We start from the raw sequence: 6873 nt of genomic DNA, 5'->3' as shown, positions 1-6873 counted from the left end.
TCCTCGTAGCGGAGCTACTAGGGCTTTCGCCCGGTGCGGCGAGAGTGCGTGCCGAACGCCGCGACGCCGCGGAGATCCATCAGAAGCCCCCTAGGCGGACAGCCCGCCGCCCTGCTCGTCCTCGAACATCCCCGGCCAGTAACGCCAGCCGTCGTCCGCGGGGTTGTTCGGGGTCGGGTCGCAGGCGACCGGGTCGACGGCGGCCAGGGTGCGCGACATCGTCTCGGCGAGCTGGTCGTAGGCCTCGGTCAGCTCGTGGACCGCGTCCAGCGCCCGCTCGCGCTGTATCAGCCAGAGGGTGAACGCCAGGGTGGAGATGTCGGCGTTGAGCGGACGCAGACCGAGGTCCGGCTCGCTCCAGCTCAGCACCGCGCCCGTCGCGCCGTCCACGACCAGGCTGGTGTCCTCCAGGAGGTGGCCGAGGCGGATCAGGCGGTCGGCGTTCGCCGGGAGCCGCTCCTCGGTGAGGACGCCGCCGCGGTCGTCCGCGCAGTACTCGGCGAGGGTCTGCAGCGGCATGTCGGTCTCCAGCGAGAACCAGACGACCTCCTCCGGCAGGCCCGTCTCGCGCAGGAAGCGGCGGGTCGGGGCGTGCGTGAGCACGTTCGGGAAGTCGACGTCCTCGAAGCGGACGATCTCGCCGGAGCCGAACTCCTCGTCCAGCAGCCGGACCGGGAGGTCCAGCGCCAGGCCGGACGTCGTGCCCGGGCCGGCCACCAGGGCCAGCGGGCGGATCACCGCGGCCAGCTTCCAGAAGAGCCCCGAGTCGCCCTCCCGGTCCCCCGCCGTGGCCGCCGCGGCCTCGGCGCCGTCCGCGGCCTCCTCGAACACCGCGAGCAGCTGCCGGGTCGCCTCCGCCACCGCCTTCGGTCCGAGGCGGCCCGCGTAGGAGGCGAACTGGCCGCGCAGGGCCGCAAGTTCGTCCACCGCGGTCGCGTAGCGCACCAGCTTCTCCAGGGAGGGTGCGAGGGGGCGGGTGTCCATCAGGCCGGGGCGGTCGTGCAGGAAGTACGTCGTCGAGATCTCGCCCGTCATCCCGTCGAGCAGGACCGACTCGGTCTCCCGGCCGTCGGCGCCCAGGATTCCGCCTATGACCAGCCGGTCGCGCAGCTCCGCCGCCAGGAGGCCCTCGGGGTCGCCCGTGGAGTCCGCGACCGTGCGCAGACCGTCCGTGCGCAGCGCCTCGAACGTCATCAGGGCGCCGTCGCCCGGCAGGGCCGGCAGGCCGGGGCCGGTCAGCCAGCGGCGCGTCGGCGCGTGCGTGATGTACGGGTTCAGCTCGTCCTCGGTGAAGGTGATCGTCGGTTTGGCGGTGGTGGTCCTGGTGGTGCTCATCGGGTCCCCCGTGCGGAAAGTTGCGTGCGCCGTCCCACTGCTCCGCAGCCTACGCGGCACCACTGACAACGGCCCCGACCAGCGACAACACCCGACACCGGACGCCGACGCCGGTCCCACGCACTGACAGACGTCGAAACGCCCTCGTGCGTTCCCTCGGTGGCTCGGGCGGCGACCCGGGCGGCGACTCAGGTGAGGTACACGCCGCCCAGCACCACGACCACCGCGGCCACCACGAACAGCAGGATCCAGCCCAGCAACTTGCCCACGCTCGGCGGGGGTTCGTACTGCCGGGCGGCCGGATCCGACGCCGCCGGAGCCGAAGCCGAAGCCGAAGCCGGATCCCGCTCGCTCACCGGTCCGTCACCACCGCGGCCTGGGGCCTTATCGGCAGCCGGTTCACCGGACGGCCGGTCGCGGCCCGTACGGCGGAGGCGATCGCCGCCGGCGAGGTCACCACCGGGACCGCGCTCGCGGCCTTCGCCCCGAACGGAGCGACCACATCCCGCTCCTCGACCAGTTTGACGATCTGGATGTCCGGGGCGTCCAGGGCCGTCGGCAGCGCGTAGCCGGTGAGGTCGGGGTGGCGGATCAGGCCTCTGGGGGTGCGGAGGTTCTCGGTGAGGGCGATGCCGACGCCCTGCGTCACGCCCGCCTCGATGCGGGCGGCGAGCTGCGCCGGGTTGAGGATCCGGCCGACGTCCTGGGCGACCGCCAGTTCGACGACCCGCACCGACCCGAGCTCGATGTCGACGTCGACGACCGCGCGGATCGCGCAGAACGCCAGGCCGACGAAGGCGTCGCCCTGGCCGGCCGCGTCCAGCGGCTCGGTCGGGTGCGGGCGGCACTGTGCCGTCGCCCACAGCTCCTTGCCGTGCATCTCCTCCGTGACGGTCGTCGACAGGACGCCGTCGTAGGAGGTGATCTTGCCGTCGGTGATCTGGAGCAGCTCCGTGGACATGCCGAACTTGTGCGCCAGGGGCTGGAGGAGCTGGGTGCGGACCATCTTCGCCGCCCGTTCCACCGCGCCGCCCGAGACCCACGTGTGGCGGCCCCGGCAGCCGGGGCCCGCGGGGGGCTGGTCGGTGTCCACGGGCGCCACGTGCACCTCGTCGACGCCGAGCGTCTCCTGGACGATCTGGCGGGCCAGCGTCGTGAAGCCCTGGCCCGTCTCGACCGCCGCGCACAGGACCGTGGCGATGCCGTCCTGGACCTTGACGGTCGCCGTGGAGACCTCGTCCGCGCCCTCCGCGCCCAGCATGTGCACCATGCCGAGGCCGTAGCCCACGCCCCGGCGCACCGCGCCCGGTTCGCCCGCGCCCTCGGGGCCGCCGGGCAGCAGCCAGTCCCCCTCGGGCGTGTCCTTGGGGAGGGCGGGCAGCGGGAACTCCTGGACGGCCTGGAGGAGTTCGGCGACGGGGGCCGGGCAGGTCACGGTCTGGCCGGTCGGCAGGACGTCGCCGGTGGCCATGACGTTGCGCAGCCGCAGCTCCGCCGGGTCGACGCCGAGCTTCTTCGCCAGCTTGTCCATCTGCGCCTCGTAGGCGGCGCACACCTGCATCGCACCCTCGCCGCGCACATGGCCCGACGGCGGGTTGTTCGTACGGACCGCCCAGCCTTCGATGAAGGCGTTCGGCACGACATAGGGGCCGCAGGCGAAGGAGACGGCGGCGGCCAGGGCCTCGGCGGAGGTGTCGGCGTAGGCGCCCGCGTCCAGCAGGATCTGCGCCTCGACCTTCACCAGCCGGCCCTCGGCGTCCGCGTGGTGGCGGTAGCGCAGCAGGGTGGGGTGCCGGTGGGCGTGGCCGAGGAACGACTCCTCGCGCGTGGCCGTCAGTTTCACCGGGCAGCCGGTCTTCAGGGCGAGCAGGCCGAGCGGGAGCTGGAAGCCCTGGTCCTCGCGGTCGGCCGTCGCGCCGGGCACCCCGGTGACGACGATCTTCACCCGTTCGGGTTCGAGGCCGTAGCAGGCGGCGGCCGTGTCCCGGTCGGTGTGCGGGTCGGTGGAGGCCAGGTAGAGCTCCACGCCGCCGTCGGGACGGGGCACGGCGAGGCCGGCCTCGGCGCCGATCGGGGCGGGGTCGGCGCGGCCGATGCGGTACTGGCCCTCGACGACGATCTCGCCGGCCGCGGCCGGGTCGCCGTGGTGCAGCGGGATGTGCCGGATCAGGTTGCCGTCGGGGTGCAGGGGCTCCGCCTCGAAGGCCTGCTCGGGGTCGATCACCGGGTCGAGTGCCTCGTACTCGACGATGACGGCCGCGGCGGCCATCCGCGCGGTGTCCGGGTGGTCGGCGGCGACGGCGGCGATGGGCTCGCCGTGGTGGCGGACGACGTCGGAGGCGAACACCGGCCGGTCGGCCTTGCCGCGCCCGTGCAGGGCGCGCCCGGGGACGTCCTCGTGGGTGACGACGGCCCGTACGCCGGGCATCTCACGCGCGTGGGACGTGTCGATGGACACAATGCGCGCGTGCGGGTGCGGTGAGCGCAGCACGGCCGCCCAGAGCAGGCCCTCGGCCCACAGGTCGGCCGCGTACGGGAAGGTGCCCTCCGTCTTGGCCCGCGCGTCGGCGGGCTGGAGGGACGCGCCGAGGCCGTGCGGGATCGGCTCGGAGGCCGGGGCCGCCTCCGCGGGGGTCGTCGCGGTGGCTGCTTCGTTGCTCACGCCTGGCCTCCGTCCTGGCCCTGGCCCTGGCCGTACGCCGGGTCGTTCGGGTGGGGCTGTGCCGGGTTCTCGAACGCCGACGCGTGGACGCCGCCCGCGCCCGGGCCGGCCTGGTGGGGAATGCGGGCCTCGTCGCCGTTGGACTCGGCCTCGGCGTGCGCCTCGCGTTCGGCGACGACGTCCTTGACGGCCCGCAGGACGCCCCGGTAGCCGGAGCAGCGGCACAGGTTGCCGCAGAGGGCCTGGCGGGTCTCCAGCTCGGTCGGCGCCGGGTTGCCCTCGAGCAGGTCGTGCACGGTCATCGCCATGCCGGGCACGCAGAACCCGCACTGCACGGCCCCGCACTTGGCGAGCGCCCGCTGCACGTCCGAGGGCTGCCCGTCGACGGCCAGGCCCTCGACGGTGCGGATCTCGCTGCCGGCGGTGGTGACGGCGGGCACCAGGCAGGAGGCGACGAGCCGTCCGTCGACCTGGACGTTGCAGGCCCCGCACTCGCCCTGCGAACAGCCGTCCTTTGCGCCGGCGAGGCCGAGGCGCTCGCGCAGGACGTAGAGCAGCGACTCGCCGATCCAGGCGTCGGTGACGGGGCGGTCGGAGCCGTTGACGCGCAGCACGTAGCCGGCGAGGGGGTGTTCGTCGTGGAACGGCGACGGCGTGTCTTCGGGCGCGTCGGCGGCCTCGGTGGTCTCGTCCGCCTCCGTGTCCGCCTCGGACGGCGTCTCGCCTTCGGCGAGTTCGTCGGCGGCGGGCGCGTCGTGCGCGTCCGCCGGGTCGCCGTGGTCCTCGCGGGGGTCTCCGTGCGCGGCCGCGGGTTCGGCAGACGGCTCAGCGGGGCCGTGGGCGGCCTCGTGGGCGTGTTCCGGGCCCCCGGGGGCCTCGGTCGCCCCCTCGGCCTCAGCGGCCCGCCGAGCGGCCTCCACGGGGTCGTTCGGGGACACCGTGTAGGCCTCTGCGGAGATCTCCGGGGCGAACGTGCCGGCGGGGTGGGCGTGGTCCTCGGTGTGCCCGGTGTAGTCGGGCGCGGGGTGGTGGCGGTCGTGGTCCGCGGCCGGCGTGTCGTGCTCGGGCGCGTAACCCGTCCCGTGCGCGGGCGTGTGCTGCGGCGCGAGTCCGTACGGGGGCGTGTCCGTCGTCGGCGGCGCGGCCGGGTCGGCCTGGTCCGTGGGCCGGCCCCACGCCTGGTTCGCGGTGCCGGTCGTGTCGGTCGTGCCCGTCGCCCAGGGCGCGGGCGCGCCGCCGGGCAGGGTGGCCGGGGGCGTGCCGCCCCACTGTTCGACCAGGGCCGATGTGGTGAACTCGCCCGATTCGTCCGGAAGGTCGCCGCCCGCGACGGGGATCGACCACTGGCCGGTCACGTCGTGGCCCGGGGCGGACTGCGGTGCGCCCTGGGCCGCCGAGGCGTCGTCGAAGGACCACTGACCGGTCGAGCCCGGGCGGTACGAGAACCGGTCGTCGCCCACCGTCTGCGGGGTGCCCTGCGGGGCGGGCCAGTCGGCGCCGCCGGGCGGGGCCGCCCAGGCGTCGTCCGTCGGGGGCGCGACCGCTATCTGCGGCGGCACGTACCCGTGACCCGGCGCGGCGAGCGGGTCGGCGCCGCGGGCGGCCAGCAGGGCGTCGATGCCGCCTTCGGGGAGCTTCACGAAGGCGGTCGCGCCGTCGTCGTAGTCCCCCTGGGGCAGCGGGTCCCAGCGGCCGCCGCCCTGCGGAGCGTCGCGCTCCCGCCCGGGGTCCTGTCCGTGTCCGGGTGCGTGCTGGTCGTCGGTCACGACAGCGCCCTCCCCAGTGCTCGTCGGGCCAGCGCGGCGACGGTGCGCCGCAGGTGCAGTACGGCAGGCGGAAGTTCCGGTACGGAGCCGTCCACGCCCGGCACCGGGTCGGGGATGCAGGCGGCTGCGACGTACTCCCCGAAGGCGGTCAGCGCCTCCGGGACGATCGTGCGGTTGTTGTCCCAGTCGATCAGCCGGGCGACCCACTGCTCGGCCTCCAGGGGCCGCAGCGGCATCGGCGCTATGGCTCCGACGGCGCACCTGACGCCACGCCGGGCGGGGTCGAGGACCAGCGCCACGGAGGCCACCGCACGGCCCGGGCCGGTGCGGCCGGTGGCCTTCAGGAAGACCTGCGGGGCGTGCAGCAGCGGCACGCGCACGTACCCGATGAGCTCGCCGCCGCGCAGCATCTCCATGCCGGCCAGCAGGTGCGACACCGGGATCTCCCGGCGGGCTCCGCTCTGGCCCGCGATGATCAGGGTCGCCTCCAGCGCGGCCAGCACGGGCAGCGCGTCGCCCGTGGGCGCGGCGGAGGCGATGTTGCCGCCCAGGGTGCCCGCGTTGCGGATCTGCGGCGGGCCCGCGGCGCGCGCGGCGGCGGCGAGCGCCGGGATCAGCGCGGCGAAGTCGGGGCGGCCCATGCGCGCGTGGGTGAGTCCGGCGCCGAGCAGCGCGTGGCCGTCCTGGTACTGCCAGCCGCGGATCTCGCTGATCCGGCCGAGGCCGACCAGGCCGGCGGGCCTGAGCTGCCCGGAGTTGACGGCGGCCATCAGATCGGTGCCGCCGGCCACCGGCACGGCCGCGGGCATGGCCGCGAGCGCCGCCACGGCCTCGTCCAGTGACGTGGGCAGCGTGACGGCCTGCGCCGCCTGCGGTGCGTGCGTGCTCAAAACCGGCTGCCCCTTCCCGCTGCCCCACCTGGTCCCACCTGTGTTGCCGTACGGTACGTGCTGACAGGGCGGACGTGGCAACTCTGGCACATCTTCGCAACACCCGAACGCGGGGGTCCGCTAGGAGGCATTCGCCCACCTCATTGCGGAGATGGTCCGTTTTCGTACGGCATCACCGATACGCATGAATTGCCACTCTTCGGTGACCCTGCCAGGGTTT

5 protein-coding genes are annotated in these 6873 nt (G+C 74.8%); all 5 read right to left on the bottom strand.

What is annotated here, in order from left to right; all coding sequences use genetic code 11:
- Nucleotides 1-90: 90 nt before the first annotated feature.
- Complete coding sequence (locus AB0J04_RS25500; RefSeq protein WP_363170860.1) at nucleotides 91-1335, bottom strand: SUKH-4 family immunity protein; 1245 nt, start codon at nucleotides 1333-1335, stop codon at nucleotides 91-93.
- Nucleotides 1336-1523: 188 nt separating this feature from the next.
- Nucleotides 1524-1691 (bottom strand): hypothetical protein, encoded by a 168-nt coding sequence (locus tag AB0J04_RS25495; protein ID WP_363170859.1) that lies wholly within the window; start codon nucleotides 1689-1691, stop codon nucleotides 1524-1526.
- Complete coding sequence (locus tag AB0J04_RS25490; protein WP_363170858.1) at nucleotides 1688-3997, bottom strand: molybdopterin cofactor-binding domain-containing protein; 2310 nt, start codon at nucleotides 3995-3997, stop codon at nucleotides 1688-1690. The genes AB0J04_RS25495 and AB0J04_RS25490 overlap by 4 nt, the downstream gene beginning before the upstream one ends.
- Nucleotides 3994-5763, bottom strand: coding sequence for a 2Fe-2S iron-sulfur cluster-binding protein (locus AB0J04_RS25485; RefSeq protein ID WP_363170857.1), 1770 nt, complete (start codon nucleotides 5761-5763; stop codon nucleotides 3994-3996). Before AB0J04_RS25485 ends, AB0J04_RS25490 begins: the two co-directional genes overlap by 4 nt.
- Entirely contained in the window at nucleotides 5760-6653 is an 894-nt protein-coding gene (locus tag AB0J04_RS25480) for an FAD binding domain-containing protein (RefSeq protein WP_351911802.1), read from the bottom strand. Before AB0J04_RS25480 ends, AB0J04_RS25485 begins: the two co-directional genes overlap by 4 nt.
- Nucleotides 6654-6873 lie beyond the last annotated feature (220 nt).

Origin of the sequence: Streptomyces sp. NPDC050263 (assembly GCF_040655955.1) — a bacterium.
Lineage (GTDB): Bacteria > Actinomycetota > Actinomycetes > Streptomycetales > Streptomycetaceae > Streptomyces.
This window is presented reverse-complemented; position numbering and strand designations above follow the sequence as displayed.

Excerpts from the sequence above, each read along its gene's own strand:
- AB0J04_RS25500 (WP_363170860.1), bottom strand. The coding sequence starts at position 1,335 with ATGAGCACCACCAGGACCACCACCGCCAAACCGACGATCACCTTCACC.